Here is a 17,889-nt window from a genome sequence, read left to right as displayed (position 1 = left end):
GATTATGAAGACGGTGATTATTCCTAGCGATTTCAGTATATCATCATTGCAGGTTGCTGAGACAATTGTAAGAAATGCGAGTGAAGAGGTTAATATTCTTTTTATACACCTTTTCCATGTAGCTGATGATATTCAGGATTTGCTTTTTTCTAATTACCGTAAAAAGGAATATGAATTTGTTTCGGAAGAGTTTCGGCGGGAATGTGAAATTTTAAAAGAAGTTTTCCCGTCAACTTTAAAAAGTATAAAAATTGAATTTTTCTACGGAAGCAAACTGGCTGTCTTCAAAAATTTCCTTGACTACAATAACGCTGACTTTATTGGTTATTCAAAACGTTATGGAATGCCAAAACTTAGCAAGAGTAGTATTGAAGCGCTGCCTGTAATGATGAAATGTGGATTACCGCTTATTGACGCTGATCAAATCAAAGAATCGGTGTTTTCAAATATGGAAAACCTACGCTAAGTATCACACTGACACCAATCGATCACATCAACAAGCAATGAATTATGCTCCTAAAAAAAAATATTCCCATAAAATACGTTTTTGGGAAAATCAAATATGAAGTTCTGGCGGTGACCTTATACGGCTTAATAATTGAGATCGTATACAAGAACTTTGAAATAACGAACATTTCCATTAATATGACCGTGCCAACGGTTTTGGGGACAATCATATCCTTACTTCTTGCGTTCCGCTCGAATCAGGCATATGACCGCTGGTGGGAAGCCAGGATTATCTGGGGGTCGATCGTGAACGATTCCAGGACACTGGCACGCCAGGTTCTTCATCTGATCGACGACCCGTATCAGCCGCACGCTATCAAAGAATTTAAACACCGCATCATCAGACGGCAAATTGCATGGTGTTATGCGCTCGGGATCGGTCTGCGAAAAGACGATCCTATGCCGGCGATAGAAAAATTCTTGCCAAAGGAAGACTGCGATTACATCAGAGGGTATGACAACAAGCATTTGGGTTTAACCCAGCTTCATGCCCGCGACCTTAACAACGCTTTGAAACAAGGGTGGGTAAATCCATTTCAGCAAGTTGAAATTGACAGCACCATCACGCGTCTGACGGATGCCATGGGGAAATGTGAGAGAATCAAAAATACTGTATTTCCTGCAACGTATAGTCTTTACATTCATTTGGCACTTCACTTTTTCATCGTGTTGCTGCCGTTCGGAATGGTAGATTTGTTTGGGTTTTTAATGGTTCCGGTTTTGGTCGTGATAACCGCTTGTTTTTTCCTGATCGAAAAGATGGCAATTCACTTACAAGACCCGTTCGAGAATAAACCTACCGACACACCCGTACTTTCCATTTCAAGAAATATCGAACGCGACTTAAAACAGATGATGAATGAAGAACAAGTTCCGAAAGCATTAGAACCCGAAGCATTTTATATTTTGTAAGTAGTAAGCGTAATAGAAAAGTGGGCTGGCTTCCGGCTCACTTTTCTGGTTTTTTGATTGTGTATTTTGATTATAAAATCACAAATTTCTTGGTAATCGTTCTGTTGTCTATCGTTACTTTGAGAAAATAAATACCTTTCGCGAGTCCTTTGGGAAGAAAAGGAGCCAGATCATTCGTTAAGGTCATTGGTTTGCTAAGTAGTGTTTTTCCTGAAACATCCAGAATTTTTATTTCCGTTACCGCACGATCTTTCCCTAATAACTTCACCTGGACATCGTCGTGAGTCGATGGGTTTGGCACGATGGCAATGTCTAATACTGTGGTGGGATCGGAACCAAGTACTATCTGGTTTAGTTTAACCTGGATTGTTTTTGAAAACTCAAAACTACCCGCCAGATTCAGCATTTTTAAACGATAATAGATCGTGTCAGGCGAATTGATTTGCTGGCTGGACTGATCAAAAAACTCATAGGATTTATTCTCTTTTGAATTCTTACTGCCATTAACTCGGGCAAGATCTGAAAAGTTGGCTCCGTTTAGGGATCGTTCTATCTGAAAATGAGAAAATTCTGTCTCAAATTCCGTCGTCCAGGTTAATCTTACCACGTTCCGGGTATCTGCGACGCCGTCCAGTGAAAGCAGTTTTACGGGAGCTTGCTTCGTTACTTTGACATGAAAAATATCGGTCAGACAATTCTGCACGTCTTTCACAGTATAGTCAGCATCTGCATTGGGCGTCGCTGAAATTGTCTTTGAATTTTCACCAGTACTCCAAACATATTGACCGTTAAATGATGCTTCCAGAGTTACGCTTTTGCCAGATTCAATTTCAAGGGTCCTGTTTTGATTAACATCTTTCACAATCGTAAATTTATCCCGGATCTGACCGTCGATCCCGACCCACTTGGCATCAAGCCTGTTTCCTTCCACTTCCAGCATCATCGAGCCGCCAAGATCGGCATTGGAATAATACATCGCCTTATGTGGATATCCCGGACTTGGGGAACCGAGTTGTCCGGCGGAACCGGTCACTACATAAACCGTTCCTTTGTTTATATTCGAGCTTTTTATGTAGGCACAAGAATTATCAGACCCGTCATATTTTCCGGAAGATTGGCTGACGTTATGCACAGCATTATTAAATGAACCGGAATAGTTATAAAACCCCTGGATTAATCGTGTCCTTTCATAAACATGGCTATGGCCGCAAAGAATCAGATCTACACCATTTCGCTCCAAAATCCTGATAAAATTCTCACGAATTTTGATCATATCGTTTTCAGTCTCGCCATTTCGAGAGCCAAGAGAAAAGGGAGGGTGATGCCAGTAGGCAACAACCCAGTCCTTGTTTTTATTCGCTGCCAGGTCAGCTTTTATCCATTGAACCTGCTTACCGAGCGTGTCGTATAACCGGGTAGATTGGTCTTCTTTCCCGTAAGAATCCAGGGAGAGAAAATGAACGTTACCGTAGTCATAAGAATAATAAGCTTCATTTCCCGAAGGGACGCCGCCTGATTCTCCTTTGACTGGCAATGTGAAAATGTCATAGTAAGGAATTTTATGATCTATCTGGCGGTTGGGGTCATCGTTTCCGTAATCATGATTTCCGGGTGTTGGGAAAACCGGATATTTTTTAAGGAAATTATCTTTGTAATGATTGAAAAAATTGGACTGATATTCCGGATCTTTTCCCTGTGAATATGCATTGTCCCCGAGAAGAAGCAGCGCATTCATGTAGTTATTGCCAAGGTAATTGGTTAGCTGATCCCGAACATTTCCCTGAAAAGCCGAGTTGGTGCCGCAATCTCCCAAAATGCCGAAGCGATATTTTCCTTTGGTTCCGGGTATCGGCGTGGTTTCAAAATAGTTGTTCGCATCGCCCTGATGTACCGCGGACGTCGAACCGATGGAATAGAAATATTTTGTCATGGGTGCCAAACCGGTAAGCTTAACTTCATGCTCCGTCACGAGCGCATTATCATCCACTTTTTGATCCAGATTGTTCGAACCATTTCCAAATTGTACGCGGGAGGTAGTAGCCGCGTCAGTTCGCCAGCGGATTACCATACTAGTCGACGTGACTGCCTGCAAATAAGGGCCGCGAATTAGCTGTCCGAAAGACGGAAGAGCAAAAAACAGGAATAACTGCAATAGTAAATTTCTTCTCATATAATTATTGGTGTCAGGAGTTTTCGATCTTTTTATATCGCTTTTAAATCGTCGGTAAGCGAATTTAAAAACTCAATAATATTCTTTTTTTCTATTTCAGTTAAATTCAGTTTTCCAGCCGAAAGGGTCTGGCTCTTAAAGTCCAATCCCAGTCCGGCACCTCCACCCTGGTTATAAAATTCGAGTAAGGTTTCCAGTGATTGAAAGGCACCATTATGCATATAAGGGCCCGTTTTAGCAGAATTTCGGACAGTCGGTGTTTTAAAAGCTCCTTTGTAAAACCGGATGGGGCGAAAATTGAACCTGCCATCATCCTCATCAGAGACGGGATTTAAGAGATCTTCTGTTTTGGTAGTCCCCAGAATCTCAAACTCAGTAAGCGTATAAAAGGGAGGCGTGAGACCGTTGAAAAGTGGGGCAAAATGGCAGGTCCCGCACTGAGCCTTACCCATAAAAAGATTGAATCCAGTTTTCTGGTTTTCTGTTATGGCCGTTTTATCACCAGCCATGTACTGGTCAAATGGCGAATTATTTGGATTCAACGTGCGGATGTATGATGCAATCGCTCGATAAACTTCTTCCTCTGAAATTTCCTTTTTGCCTTTTTTTGAAAATGCTTTCTGAAAATCTTTGCGATAGTTTTTGTCCGCATTCAATCTGGCCAGGGATGCTGCGATATCACCACGCATTTCCAGCGGATCTTTGATGACTGCCTCAATTTGTTCTTCCAGACTTTTTGCCCGTCCGTCCCAAAACTGGCTATGTTGCATACCTGCATATAGTAGCGTTGGTGCATTTCTTTTGACCGTAGAGGTTGGATCAAAACCTACACTTTTTGCCAATCCATCTGAGAAATAATGATCAGGGTTATGACAGGAAACGCAACTTTTAGTGCCATTTCCGGAAAGCGCAGTTTCAGAAAATAGTTTTTTGCCCAAAGCAATCTCCTTATTTGATACGGCTCTGTTACTACCAGTAAATGAGCTGGTCTGAAATGCGTTGTGACTGAAAATATGATCAGAACCGTAGTTTAAGGTTCGGTACTTGTTGGTCTCAGAACCAATACCACGAATCAATTTACCCAGGTGTTTTTGCAATGGAAGGGCGCAAGTCGTCAGAAATTCCAGACGGTTGAATTCATCGAAATCCGGATTGTTTTGCAGATACGTATATGTTTTTTTTAGAAAAAAATCTACGCTGTCTCCGGCGGATTTGTTTTCAGCGATATAAGGTTGAAGCGATTTTTGCATGGACTGTATCACGACGGCCGATTCCAGAATCCCGGATTTTAAAAATGGAGCGTCGAATCCGTTGATGCCTAATGACATAACACGTACTAAGGCAATTCTGATACTTTCAAGCAGTTGTGCGTCGGTGGGAGAGAAGTTGTATAATAAAGAATTTACGTCTTCCGAGGCAAGGCGCAACAGTGTAGTTTGTTCTTTGAAAATTCGCTTATGTTTCTCGGGAGTACTGTCGAAAACCAATGTTTCTAAATATTGCAGCCCGGCTAATTCCTGATATTCCAGAAATGGCTCTTCAATCTCATTTTTCGGCGCTCTGTTGTAAAGGCGGGAAGATGTGTAGAAAAAATATTCGAGAAGATACTCAATTTTTTTGTAAGCAAGACGACTTGAAACAAGCAATTTTTTTGCCTTTTCGATCGTCTTTGGTTTAGAAGAATCCAGGCCTGATAAGGCCATTTCAAGATCAGTAATACTGGAAGCAAATGCTTTGGAATCAACTCGAAATTGCGTGGTACTCTGATTAACACCAATCGTCCTGTCGTCATGTGAAGTTGCAGCCATGATGATACTTAGCAATGCGGCGCAGAATAGAATTAATTTCAGTTGGCCAGGCATAAGTCCGGATGAATTTTCTATGAACTTTCTATTTAGTAGGTAAATGTACTCTGTTAGGTTATTAAACTCATTTTTAATTTATCAATTGGTAGTTAAATAGTTACAGAGTAACAAGTTTTCTCGTCCGCTTCTGTTGCTGAAATCAGGCAACTAAGATCAAGTAACCTATTTTATACATTAAGGCAAAATAAGTATATTACAATTCATATACCTCTATCATTGTATCAATATAACCTTACCTTAATGAAATACTATTTAATTTCGATTTGTAGCTTAGTAGTTTTGCTACTTTCCAACCCACTTTTTGCACAAAAAAATTATGAACCCGGATATGTGATCTCTGTCAAAAATGATACGATCAACGGATTCATTTCGTACTTAAACTGGTCGAAAAATCCGGAGAAAATTTATTTCAAAGGTCAACAGGATGGAACTGAAAAAAGATATGGATTGGAATATTTAAATGGTTTTGGAGTCCATGGGGAAAATTACATTAAAGCAGCGATCTTAGTCAATGAAAACAGCGACAAAACAAGTGAGCTTTCAAGTGTCCCCACTGCAAGCATGCGTGCCGATACGGCATTTTTAATGGTATTGTCGGGAGGATCAAGAAGTCTGTATTATTTGAATGACGCAAGCGGTAAATCTCATTTTTTTATAAAGGCAGGTGAAAAATTCGAATGGCTGGTTTATTACAGGTATCGTTTGGAGCGTGATAATCAGTCTGGAATTGTGACGGTCGACGGCTTCAAAAAACAATTGGAAGATTACTTTCAGGATTGCCCTATCGTATCAGGAAATACTAAATATCTAATTTACTCGCAAAGGTCTATCAGTAAATTATTTGAAAGTTACAATAAAGAATGCCAGCCTAATTCAAATATTGCCATATTTAACACCGAAAAAATTATCTCCGAATTCGGTGTCCTGGCAGGACTTTCGGTTACCAAACTTAGATTCAAAGGCGAGGGCGGTAATAAATATTTGCTTGCAACTTTGCCTTCGTCGAGTCAAGTTGCTGGCGGGGTGTTTTTAAATTTAATTCTGCCACGTACGAAGCAGAGAGTGTCTGTATACAACGAGCTGTTTTTTACCTCTTTCAAAACATCAAACCATCAGGAAGAGTATGTAAGCGATCAGGATTTTAGCGCTACGGACTATACCATTGGTTTTGGTTACCTCAAACTAAATAATTTTTTACGTTACACGATTCCTGCGCGGAAGCTAAATCTTTATTTTAATCTTGGGATTTCGAACGGAATTGCCATTTCTGAGACGAATACTTCCAGGACTGAAACGACATTTTTTTCAGATAAAGGGCGTGTGACGATGGGTGAGGCTCTTGGAAGTGTCAGGAAGTATGAACAAGGACTTTTGGCAGGCATTGGCGTCACCATCAAAAAGTGTTCCCTGGAAGCGCGATACGAAAGAGGAAACGGGATGTCGGCCTACCAAGGTCTTAATTCATTGGCCCAGCGGTTCTACCTGCTGCTTGGTTATAAGTTTTGAAATTTAGGGATCCCATGCAAATTGATTCCGGGGAAATTTTTATAATTTTTCCGGAATTTTTTGTGATCACCTGATATTTTTATATATTAATCCACAGGCGAATCTTCCGGGACATCAGGTTTGACTTGCTGAATGAAATTCTGTTTCGCAGTTGAATACGGTCAGGTAAATCATTTTAGTTTTAAACAAAAAGGTTATGTTCAGAGAAACAAAAGCTTTTAGTGGATTTTCAGTGGATAACATTGAAAAGGCAAGACAGTTTTATGGAGAATTACTTCAAATGGAAGTGACCCATGATGAAGAAATGAATATTTTGCAGCTGCAAGTCCATGGCGGAAATGATATTATAGTTTACGAAAAACCGAATCATACACCTGCTACATTCAAAATTCTCAACTTCCCGGTTCCAAATGTTCAGCAGTCCGTGGAAAGGCTCAAAGCAGCTGGCGTTCAGTTTGAAAGTTATGACATGCCGGATATGAAAACCGATGAGGATAATATTTTTCGTGGAGGCGGTCCTTTAATCGCCTGGTTCACCGACCCGGCTGGCAATATTTTGTCCGTTCTGGAAACAGAGTAACAAATACTCATTTGTATCCGTTTGAGATTTAAGTCATTCATTAAGACCTGAATATTCAAGGAAATTGTGAAAAGCGTGCGTCAGTCTGGATTATCCGGTAAAGAATATATGTAATATCGCTAGCTAAATTCTTCGACCTAATCAGTATATTTCGCCTGTCGCTGATATTTTCTCAGTGAACGGACATGAAATTAATTGCTGATAAAATGCTTAAAAAACTGGTTCTTACAATTTTGCTGTCTCCGTGTGTTTTTGTTAACGCACAGATGATGAAAGATTCTTTATTAATTGAAAACCATTACCGGGTTTTCTTTTTCAAAAAGCCGCCTGCATCAACGAATGGTGCAAGTCTGATTTTCGCGATGCATGGATCAGGAGGTGATCCCAAAAGCCTTTTTGATAAAACCACGAAGCTGGAATCTATGGCGGCGACAGAAAATTTTATTGTCGCATATCCGGCCGGTTACCAGCGCTATTGGAACGAGTGCAGAAAAGCTTCTACGGCTGTGACGAATGTAGAAAATTTCAATGAAGAAGTTTTCTTTTCAGAAATGATCACCTATTTCAAAAAGAATTACAAGATTAATGAAAAGCATGTTTTTGCCACAGGTTTTTCAGGCGGCGGGCATATGACCTATAAGTTGGGTCTTACGATGCCGGACAAAATTAAAGCGTTATCTGCAATTGTGGCAAATTTACCAACGCCGGATAATATGGATTGCGGTGAAGCCAGAAAACCGATAGCAATCCAGATTATTAACGGAACGGCGGATATGACAAATCCCTACAATGGCGGAGAAGTGAAAACACCGGGCGTTACGCTCGGCATGGTGAGATCAACAGAGGAATCTTTGAAATATTGGGCCTCACTTGATGGTTACAAAGGCGAGCCCGTCAAATCAATCATGCCGGACGCTGACACGAGCAACGATATAACCGTTGAAAAATATACTTATAAAAAGAGAAATCAGCCAGAGGTTACACTTTTGAAAGTCATCAACGGTAAACATCAATTTTTAACTGATATCGATGTTTTTGAAGAATCTTGGAAGTTTTTTAAGAGGCAGATTGGCGAATAAATTCATTTCGCGCAAAGCAAAAAAGTAAAAGACAAAGGACGCGGAGAAATTTTCTCTGCGTCCTTTGTCTTTTACTTACCTGCTACGCGTGAAATAAAAACTACTCGAATTTCTTCCCAACCGTTATTCCAGGCCAGTTATCCGTACGGAAAGGACTTGCCGGAAATTCTTCGGAATTATAAAGATTGGCTTCTACCGGGGCGTCCGACCACGCATAACGAACAGAAGCTGGTTTCACTCCTTTCGGGTGATAGACAATAACAGTATTCCCAAGGATTTCAGCTTTGGCATAATGAAAAATCTTGTCCTCTCCTGCAATTTCAAATCCTTTCAGATATCCGTATTTATCTTTCACGATCAGCCCGCTTCCGGCAAATTTAAAGCGCACGGTAGCTTTTCCTTCACTGAAAGTAACCGTGTCGTACAGCGGTGAACTGTATTCAATATTTTGTCCATAATCCAGCTTCAACGCGTTTGTAGCCAGCCTGTGAGCGACATCCTGCTTATTTGTAGGATGAATATCTTTGGGATTTCCAACGTCTGTCGTGACCGCCATACCTGTTTTGGGCAATTTTAAAGCCATCGTCTGTGCCTCGCGAAGTTCTGCCCAGCCACTTCCTTTGTTGCTATCCTGATCGGGGCCATAACTAGACAGTTGAACGAAGTAAAATGATTCGTCGCCTGGTTTTCCATCGACACTCCATTTGTTGCGCCAGTCCTGAATCAGTAAGGGAAAGCTCTGCCGATACTGATACGCGCGGCCGGTATTGGTTTCGCCCTGATACCATAAATTTCCACGGATCGCAAATGGTACCAGCGGTGCGATCATGGCATTATAGATCGTCGTGCCGACATTATTACTGGAATGAACATAGCTGTGTTTATCCGCAAATGAAGGCATCAGATACCAATCGTTGGCAAGGCTAATTTTCTGTGTTTCAGTACCTACATATAAATCTTCGGCTGATCCCATCAGTCCCAGTCCGTACCAAGGTGTGGCGATCATGTTTCCGAATTTGATAACGAGCTTATTCTCTCCGTCTTTCCATGTATTCTCAGGAATTTCGATTTTTCTGAGACCTTTCATCACACCTTCATTTATCAATTTTCCATTGATGAAAATAGCATTTTGGCTATCATTTTCTGCGAGCGCTAAAACTGTTTTTTTGTTAACCAAGCCAGCTGGTATCATAATAGTCCTGGCCATATATCCATTACCACGAAATGCCCAGATCCCTTTCCAGTCCCATTGTCCGATCGGGCTGTCTGCTTTCGTCCATTTTGAAAAGTCATAATCCGCTTCCGGATATTTTGCTTCATCTGCGGCAGATGGGTTAATTTGGGAGTCTTTAAAAAGCTGTTTTCTTAATTTTGCATCAAGTTGTGCGTCAGCTTCTTCCCAGGATTTTGGGAAATTTTTCGCATAATTTTTCAACTCCACATCGCTTAACATTCCCTCTTTGCTGATCCATCCTTCTACCTGAGAGCCACCCCAGGAACTGTGCAGTATACCGATCGGAACATTCAATTTTTGATGTAATTCTCTGGCAAAAAAGAAACCGATAGCCGAAAAATTTCCAACAGTTTCAGAGGAAGCCATTTGCCAGGATCCATTTTTAAGATCTTTTTGAACTTCCAGCGTTACCTCATGATCGACGTTGAAGTGGCGGATTTTCGGGAAATCTGCGTTCTTTTTTTCCTCAGCAAAATGATCAGCCTGCCGGACTTTAAATTCCATATTCGACTGGCCCGAACACAGCCATACCTCGCCGATAAGAACATCTTCAACGTTTACTTTCCCGGATTTTCCGGATGCATTTATTTGGTAAGGCCCACCTGCTTCGAGAGGGGAGAAACGGACAATCCATTTGCCGGATGCATCCGCTTTTACTTTTTGAGTTTGTCCTGCCAACGTCACTGTTACCGTTTCTTTGGGTGTTGTCCAGCCCCAGACCGGTATTGATTTTTGTCTTTGAAGCACCACATGATCGGAAAAAAGGCGTGCGAATTTTAACTGCGCAAAACTGCTGGTTCCTGAGAAAAGGAGCAGGAGTAGGAGTATTCTTTTCATTATTTATTTAAAAGTTTACCAGGTTGAAAGCTGATCTCAGGCTTAAATTACTATAAAAATCAGTAGTGTTTTCATGTCAGGTAAATGATTGAATCGTCTGAGGCAAGTGGCTTAAGAAAAACAGATATTTCCTGCCTGACGTTTACAGGTTGACTTTGAAAACAAAAAGGCCCGACATTGATTGCCAGGCCGGGACATAATTTTTATATTTTAATTATTTTTCTTCGCGTAAGAGCTTTTCGTATTCAATTTCAACAGATTTCTTTGGGTTGTAATCTCCGAAAGCGGAAAAGTAATGTGATAGTAATCCAATTCCCCAGCCAAACATTGGCCAGATTGGCCATGGATATGAATAATGTCCCCAATGCTTTTGCGTCGTCAGGCCGTAGATGATCCACAGGCCGCCAATTACCAAGACATAAGACCGAAGGTGTGCTTTAAATGCTGCGCGTTTTTTAGCTTTTCTCCAAAGAAACTCGTTTCGAGAGGTTTCCATTATTTCTATATTAATTTTTAAATAACATATTGACTAATCAGCTTTTCCGCTGATTTATGTTATGAACTTACGGCTATAAGATTTGATATTTTTACCGTTTTCGACGAAGTTCAGGATATTATTGACAGAGAACGGAATTAGGTAGATAAAGTTTATGTCTGTTCTTGTTCCTTATGACTTTTCGCTTTCAGAATGCTCGCAGAATATTAAACAGCATTTAAAATTCAGGCCGGTAGAAAGACACTAAAAACAGAACCAACTCCCAGCTTGCTGTTTGCCGTAATGGCACCGCCGTGATTAGTGACAACTTTTTCACAAATCGCCAGACCTATACCGGTTCCGGCATACTCGGTTTTACCGTGAAGCCTTTGAAAAATCTGAAAAATCCTGTCCGTGTATTTACTGTCAAATCCGATGCCATAGTCAGTTACATTGATCCGATAATAAGCAGCTGCCATTTTTAATGGTTTAGATGTCAAAGGCCAGTCCTGCGCTTTTACAATTTCAGAAGTTATTTCAACAACAGGTGAAGTGCCCGGTTTATGGAACTTGATCGCGTTGCTGATGAGATTTTGAAAAAGCTGACCCAATTGCAATTCATCTCCCTGCACCACAGGTAATTCTCCTACTTTAATTCGAGCACCTTTTTCGTGAATGGATAATTCGAGGTCATTTAGTACGGATTTAACGATCTTATTTATAGAAACCTGGCTTGTCGTGTCTTGTTGTGTTGACACACGCGAGAAAGCCAACAGGTCTTCTATCAGCGAAGACATGCGTTTTGCGGCTCCCTGCATTCGATCCAGATACTCTGCGCCCGGGCCGAGCTGGTCTGCAAAGCGTTTTTTCAAAAGGTCACCGAAAGACTGTATTTTCCTTAGTGGTTCCTGCAAATCGTGTGAGGCAACGTAAGCGAACTGCTGCAAATTTTCGTTCGAATGAATGAGCAGTTCATTGGACTTAGCTAGCTCCTCGTTGATTGCCGCAAGCTCTTCGTTCGTAATTTCCAATTCTTCCGTACGCTCTCTTACCAGCTCTTCCAGTGCCAGCTGGACCTGGCGTTGTTCCGTAACGTCCTGTACCGATCCGATAATTCTGACAGGCTCACCGTTTTCGTTTAAGTAAGTTTTCCCCTGCGCATGAAGGATTCTCTGTCTTCCAGTCATTTCGGCTTCAATCACGTATTCGATGTCATATATTCCGTCCGAGTCTGGTAAAATCGCTTTATTGATGGCGGCTTTAATTAATGGACGGTCTGATTCGCGGATAGGTTGGTAACCTCTTTCAACCGTGATTATCTCGTTTTCTCCAATGCCAAACCATTCGCGAAGCCGCGGAGAAAATTCTAAAATCCTGGTTTTCAGATCAATCTGCCAGGTGCCCAGGTTTGCCAGCTCCACAGCACCCCTCAGACCTATTTCTGCCTCCTGAATTTTCTGACGTGCAAGTACCTGTTCTGTCATATCCGTTACTACAACAAGAATTCCGGAAACCACATTGTCAATATCCCGTTTAGGCTGATAAACAAAATCGATGTATATTTTTTCCTGAACACCGTTTCGAATAATAGAAAGTGGAAGCTCTTTAAATTTTACGGATGTTTCAGTCTTTACCACATTATTAAGCAACGCATCAAAACCCTGTCCGGTCAATTCTGGAATTGCATCAAGCAATGACCTGCCGATAATCTCATCCGGTTGCCTGCCCACTAATTCGCTGTAAAATTGATTTGCCATGGTAAAGACGAGGTTATTCTTGTCCATAATCGCAATTCCAACTGGAGACTGTTCAAAAAGTGCAAGTAATTGCTGCTGACTTTGTTCAATCTGCTGTTGTGCTTTCATACGCTCGGTCACATCAATTGCGATATCAAGAATCGCATAAACCTCGCCGTTGACGTCCAGAAGCGGTGTATAAGTGATGTTGTAAAAATTATGAGACATAACACCGTGCTGCACGATATCTACTTGTGTACCAAAGCTTTGATACATTATTCCGGACGTGAACACATCATCAAGAATTTGCAGATATGCCTGACTTTCCAGCTCTGGCATAACTTCCCTTAGCGGCTTTCCGACGATATCAAGACCCTTGCCGACAATGTCGATAAAAGCTTGGTTTGGCATTTCTATTACCAGATCCCGGCTCACAAAAAGACCTATCGCCGCCGGAGCCGTTGCAATAACAGACCGTAATTTTGCCTCACTTGCTTCCAGGCTCTTTAATGCCACTACCTTGTCTGTAACGTCGATCGCGGTATCCATGATCGCGTAGATTTCTCCTTTTTCGTTACGAAGCGGTTTGTAAGTAAAATCAAAATAATATTCTGAGAGCACACCGTCAACTTCGAGGAAGGCGGGCATATTGGTCGCTGTAAAAATTTCTCCGCTTTTGTAAATATCATGAAGAATTTTAGGGAATTCCTGCCCTCGTAACTCCGGTATGGCTTCAAGTAATGGTTGGCCAAGAACAGATTTATCCTTCCCCCAATAACCAATCATGGTTTCATTGGCTATTTCAATTCTCATTTCCGGTCCGACAAAAAGGCAAGTTGCCATAGATGCTTCCTCAATGAGACTCCTGAAACGCTCCTCGTTTAAAGTTAGTTGCTGCCTCGTAAGGGCGTTGGCAGTGACATCCAGTGCGATACCTGAAAGCAGAAAGACCTGATTTTGGTTATTCTTCAAGGCCTGACCTTTTAAATTTATCCAGCGAATTTCATCTTGCCTGTCAAAGGTCCGGAACTCAATATCAAATTTTTCGTCAGCATTATTTTCCAGAGCACTTTTTACTTTTTGCCTTACAAGATCCCGGTCATCTGCATGAATACGGGACAAAATATCGTCCACGTCGACGACATCTTCAAAAGAATAATCGAATATGGATTTGAACCGTTCACAAAACCGAAAGGTTTTTTTATCCGGATCAAAATCCCAGGTTCCTACGCAAGCTGCCTCCAAAGCCATTTCCAGGCGTTTTATTTCGATAGCATTATCGGTATTAAATGGTTTGGAAAGTTCAGTCATAGAGTTGAAAAGCTATCGTATTATGGAAACAATTGTCAATATGGTAGATAAAAAGTCATTAAACAACAACACAGAAATGCAACGGTCTTATGCCAAAACATTAATATAAAAATTGTACCTGCTTACATAGATCCATTTTCTGCATTGAAACATTAGGGAGAGTAAAATGTCAAATGAATATCGTCTTTTGTTTTTCGCAAACTTAACGGCCTGACCTATACGAAGGTGTTTTAATGTCAAAGCCCAATTCTCCTATCACATAAGTACTATGACAGGCGCGGGATTTTTATTCAATTCAGATTTTGGTAATAAAATGTGGTTCAAGCTTAATGAATGTTTGTCATTTGATTCCGGATATGACAAACTTAGAAGATAGGGGTAATCCGGTAAAGAATTTGCAACCAATTTTAGTTACCCTTCTTTCCAAACGACAGCGAATAATAATCACCATCAGGCGAAATTCCTGAATCTTCAATGAGCCAGCCTTGTTTTTTATAAAATTTTAGAGCAGATTCATTTGCCTTCAGACATTTCAGCGAAGCGGGCAGCGAAATTTGTTCCAGACATGCTGCCAGTAACAACTTACCAATTCCCTGGCCAATAAAGTTCGGATCGATAAAAAGTGAGTGAATAAAACTTGCAGGCGGCCACCAGGCGATAAATCCTACGGGAATATTGTCGTTTAAAGCAATCAACAGCTTCTCGTCCTTAATAACTTCGTCAAAATCAGTCAACCTGAACTCCTTGGTATCTTTCCATGGGAAGGCCAGTTTACGGGATTCAAGAAAAACCTCCCGGAGTTTTGAGGTATGAACCTGAGTATATTCTGAAATTTTGAGGGCCATAAGTTAAGGTTTTTTTCATTCAGCTTTTCTTCATTTTATAAACATCCTTATTTGGACGATCTTCCGGAAATGGTGTTGGCACAAATTTTCTGGTACGAAAATTAGATTACAGAATGAATGATGGATAAACTTAATGAAAAAACGATGAATCTTGATCAATTTTATAATAAAGCTTACTTGTGGATATTGGATCGTGGGCCCTCATTTTTATTGGGCGTTGTAATACTGATAACCGGATTGTGGCTGATCAAAGTCCTTTCAAGATGGATGTCTGCACACATGCTCAGAAAAGAAATTGACCCTTCGCTAACACCATTTCTGATTAGTTTAACGATAACTGTTCTCAGAATTCTTCTGATTATTGCAGCGATGCAAATCATTGGAGTTCAAATGACGATTTTTGCTGCAATAATTGGTGCCATTGGTGTAGCGGCAGGACTTGCACTTTCCGGGACACTTCAAAATTTTGCGAGTGGTGTTTTGATTCTGTTGCTAAAACCGTTCAAAGTTGGTGATAACATTGTCGCTCAGGGCCAGGAAGGTACGGTCGTGGCAATAAAAATATTTCATACCGTCGTTAAGACTTTTGATAACCGAACGGTTGTCATTCCGAACAGTAAACTTTCGAATGAGGTGATTATCAATATTAGTGTTTCGGGAAAAAGACGGCTCGATGTAGAGATGAAATTCAGTAATAGTATTGATTTCGCGACAGTGAAAAATCTCATCAACCAAGTGCTTGAGAGATCCCAGAACATACTGGAAACGCCCGAAAGGCGAATTGGTATTTCTTCCATTGAAAGTGATGGCTATAAAGTCATGTTAAATGTCTGGATCAACGCCCATGGTTTTATTGATACGAAAATGGCCATTCAGGAAAAGTTGCTGGAAGATCTTAAAGCGTCAGGTTTGAAATTGCCAGGCATGTAAAATAATATTGAGCCAAACAATGGCTACTAAAAACCTCTAAATGTCGAAAAAATCGTCGCCGATAGATTTTGGAAGAATTGCTGTAAAATTTAAAAGGTTTGTTTGGGGGATGTTTTTCTTATTTGGATTCGCTGTTAATGCAGTCAGGAGTGTAAAAATGGATGGCAACGCCGGAGTCAAATTCCTTTTTACGTATAAGCGTCAAACGATTTTTTAATTCTGGATTTCTGAAAAAAAGTTTTCCTCGACCCAGCATAATAGGATGGACCCATAGTTGATACTCGTCAATTAAGTTGTACTCGGCGAGTGAAGCAACGACGGTACCGCTGCCAAGCACAAGAATATCTGTACCAGGTTCCTGCTTTAGATGACAGACCGCATTTTGTAAATTTTCTGTCATGATCATTGAATTATGCCAGCGCGTGTCTTTTAATGTATTTGAAAAAACAACTTTCCTATGGTTGTTCATCATATCGGCAAAGGCCATATCCTGTCGGGCGAAATTTGGATTAAGCGGTTGGAAAGGCCAGTAGTTTGCCAAAGCCTGGTAGGTGATTCGCCCTAATAATATTGTATCGGCTTTGTTCAATTGTTTTGCGGCTTCTTCTGCCATTTCTTCATTCCAGTATTTAAAATGCCAGTCAAGCTCACAGTTCGGTCCGGCCATGAAACCGTCGAGCGTCACATTCATGGATACAATTACTTTCCGCATATAAGGACAGATTAGGATCTAAAAGTTATTCACTCACTTTTTTATACAAAACTATTTTCAAATGAAACATAAGGCGATGTGCAAAAGAGACTTTTTCAAGGGTAAATAGCGACATGTATTTCCAACCTATCATTTAATTTGATACATTTATTTACCCAAATGACAAATCTTTGTTAGCCAGATTTCAGATGAAAAACGTAGCAATTTTGATCCCGAATGAAGCCGTTTTATGCAGCATTGTCGATGCCCGAACGATGTTTACAGGTGCCAATGATTTTCTCGAAGCAATGGGAAGGAAGCCTTTGTTTAATGTAAAAATGGTCGGGTTGTCAAAAGATGTCAAATTTCATAATGGAATGTTTTCGGTGCATCCTGACATGCTTTTAGCAGATGCAGAAAAAGCGGATCTGGTAATTATTCCGGCCATTAGCGGAGATTTGGCGAAAACAGTCGCGGCTAACGAAGCTTTCGTACCCTGGATCGTGGAGCAATATCAGCATGGTGCTGAGGTGGCAAGTCTTTGCGTCGGTGCTTTTCTGCTGGCTTCGACCGGTTTGTTGAACGGTAAGGAATGTTCGAGTCACTGGAAAACTGCACCGGAATTTCGAGAAATGTTTCCGGAGGTTACCCTGGTAGACGGCCGGATCGTGACGGAACAGCAGGGAGTTTACAGCAGCGGCGGGGCGACATCTTATTGGAGCCTGCTTTTACATCTCGTTGAAAAACATGCCGGCAGGGACGTTTCCATCATGGCTTCGAAAATATATGCACTTGAAATAGATCGTAAAAGCCAGTCGCCGTTCGTAATGTTTAACGGGCAAAAAAAGCACGAGGACGACCCCATTAAAAAAGCGCAGGAGTATATCGAAAATAATTTTACTGAAAAGATTTCAGTTGAGGAATTGTCGTCAATGTATGCAATTGGCCGACGCCACTTTGAGCGAAGATTTAAAAAAGCAACTAACAATACACCGGTAGAATATATTCAACGCGTAAAAATAGAAGCGGCGAAAAAGCAGTTTGAATCCAGCGGAAAAAACGTAAACGAAGTGATGTACGACGTCGGATATTCTGACGCGAAAGCGTTTCGGTCTGTCTTTAAAAAGATTACAGGGTTATCTCCGACAGACTATCGAAACAGATATAACAAAGAGGCTGCGGTTGCATAAAAGCAACAAAAAAATTTGATT

At 41.0% G+C, this 17,889-nt stretch carries 14 protein-coding genes; 7 read left to right on the top strand and 7 right to left on the bottom strand.

The window, feature by feature from the left end:
- Positions 1 to 4 precede the first annotated feature (4 nt).
- Positions 5 to 466, top strand: a complete 462-nt coding sequence (locus tag AC1XUO_RS22855; protein WP_483332153.1) for a hypothetical protein — start codon at positions 5 to 7, stop codon at positions 464 to 466.
- Positions 467 to 510: 44 nt separating this feature from the next.
- Positions 511 to 1,419, top strand: a complete 909-nt coding sequence (locus AC1XUO_RS22850; protein WP_483332152.1) for a bestrophin family protein — start codon at positions 511 to 513, stop codon at positions 1,417 to 1,419.
- Between the two features lie 70 nt (positions 1,420 to 1,489).
- Here the strand turns inward: AC1XUO_RS22850 and AC1XUO_RS22845 are convergent, their stop codons facing one another.
- Both AC1XUO_RS22845 and AC1XUO_RS22840 read right to left on the bottom strand, forming a co-directional pair.
- A complete protein-coding gene (locus AC1XUO_RS22845) occupies positions 1,490 to 3,589 on the bottom strand; it encodes a metallophosphoesterase (RefSeq protein ID WP_483332151.1) in 2,100 nt (699 codons plus the stop codon).
- 32 nt (positions 3,590 to 3,621) lie between these two features.
- A complete protein-coding gene (locus tag AC1XUO_RS22840; RefSeq protein WP_483332150.1) occupies positions 3,622 to 5,397 on the bottom strand; it encodes a cytochrome-c peroxidase in 1,776 nt (591 codons plus the stop codon).
- A 297-nt stretch (positions 5,398 to 5,694) separates the two neighbouring features.
- Between AC1XUO_RS22840 and AC1XUO_RS22835 the strand changes: the two genes are divergently transcribed.
- The 3 genes from AC1XUO_RS22835 to AC1XUO_RS22825 all read left to right on the top strand — a co-directional run bounded on the left by AC1XUO_RS22835 (position 5,695) and on the right by AC1XUO_RS22825 (position 8,619).
- Positions 5,695 to 6,960: an outer membrane beta-barrel protein gene (locus AC1XUO_RS22835; RefSeq protein WP_483332149.1), complete on the top strand. Its 1,266-nt coding sequence runs from the start codon at positions 5,695 to 5,697 to the stop codon at positions 6,958 to 6,960.
- A gap of 196 nt (positions 6,961 to 7,156) precedes the next feature.
- Complete coding sequence (locus tag AC1XUO_RS22830; protein WP_483332148.1) at positions 7,157 to 7,540, top strand: VOC family protein; 384 nt, start codon at positions 7,157 to 7,159, stop codon at positions 7,538 to 7,540.
- 206 nt (positions 7,541 to 7,746) lie between these two features.
- Complete coding sequence (locus tag AC1XUO_RS22825) at positions 7,747 to 8,619, top strand: CE1 family esterase (RefSeq protein ID WP_483332147.1); 873 nt, start codon at positions 7,747 to 7,749, stop codon at positions 8,617 to 8,619.
- Positions 8,620 to 8,719: 100 nt separating this feature from the next.
- On the opposite strand, the gene AC1XUO_RS22820 is transcribed toward AC1XUO_RS22825, so the two are convergent.
- The 4 genes from AC1XUO_RS22820 to AC1XUO_RS22805 all read right to left on the bottom strand — a co-directional run bounded on the left by AC1XUO_RS22820 (position 8,720) and on the right by AC1XUO_RS22805 (position 15,057).
- Positions 8,720 to 10,690, bottom strand: a complete 1,971-nt coding sequence (locus tag AC1XUO_RS22820) for a sialate O-acetylesterase (RefSeq protein ID WP_483332146.1) — start codon at positions 10,688 to 10,690, stop codon at positions 8,720 to 8,722.
- Positions 10,691 to 10,904: 214 nt separating this feature from the next.
- Positions 10,905 to 11,186, bottom strand: coding sequence for a 2TM domain-containing protein (locus AC1XUO_RS22815; RefSeq protein ID WP_483332145.1), 282 nt, complete (start codon positions 11,184 to 11,186; stop codon positions 10,905 to 10,907).
- A 224-nt stretch (positions 11,187 to 11,410) separates the two neighbouring features.
- Positions 11,411 to 14,212 (bottom strand): PAS domain-containing sensor histidine kinase, encoded by a 2,802-nt coding sequence (locus tag AC1XUO_RS22810; RefSeq protein ID WP_483332144.1) that lies wholly within the window; start codon positions 14,210 to 14,212, stop codon positions 11,411 to 11,413.
- Between the two features lie 407 nt (positions 14,213 to 14,619).
- Positions 14,620 to 15,057: a GNAT family N-acetyltransferase gene (locus AC1XUO_RS22805; protein ID WP_483332143.1), complete on the bottom strand. Its 438-nt coding sequence runs from the start codon at positions 15,055 to 15,057 to the stop codon at positions 14,620 to 14,622.
- A 117-nt stretch (positions 15,058 to 15,174) separates the two neighbouring features.
- Here AC1XUO_RS22805 and AC1XUO_RS22800 point away from each other — a divergent pair, with 117 nt between their 5' ends.
- Entirely contained in the window at positions 15,175 to 15,987 is an 813-nt protein-coding gene (locus AC1XUO_RS22800) for a mechanosensitive ion channel family protein (protein WP_483332142.1), read from the top strand.
- 118 nt (positions 15,988 to 16,105) lie between these two features.
- Here AC1XUO_RS22800 and AC1XUO_RS22795 read toward each other — a convergent pair whose 3' ends face one another.
- Entirely contained in the window at positions 16,106 to 16,699 is a 594-nt protein-coding gene (locus AC1XUO_RS22795; protein ID WP_483332141.1) for a dihydrofolate reductase family protein, read from the bottom strand.
- Between the two features lie 188 nt (positions 16,700 to 16,887).
- On the opposite strand from AC1XUO_RS22795, the gene AC1XUO_RS22790 reads away from it, so the two are divergent.
- Positions 16,888 to 17,868, top strand: coding sequence for a GlxA family transcriptional regulator (locus AC1XUO_RS22790; protein WP_483332140.1), 981 nt, complete (start codon positions 16,888 to 16,890; stop codon positions 17,866 to 17,868).
- Positions 17,869 to 17,889 lie beyond the last annotated feature (21 nt).

Source organism: Dyadobacter sp. HNCC25DJ186, assembly GCF_056895235.1.
The sequence above is the reverse complement of the archived record's forward strand: the minus strand, read 5'-3'. Positions and strand labels throughout refer to the sequence as shown.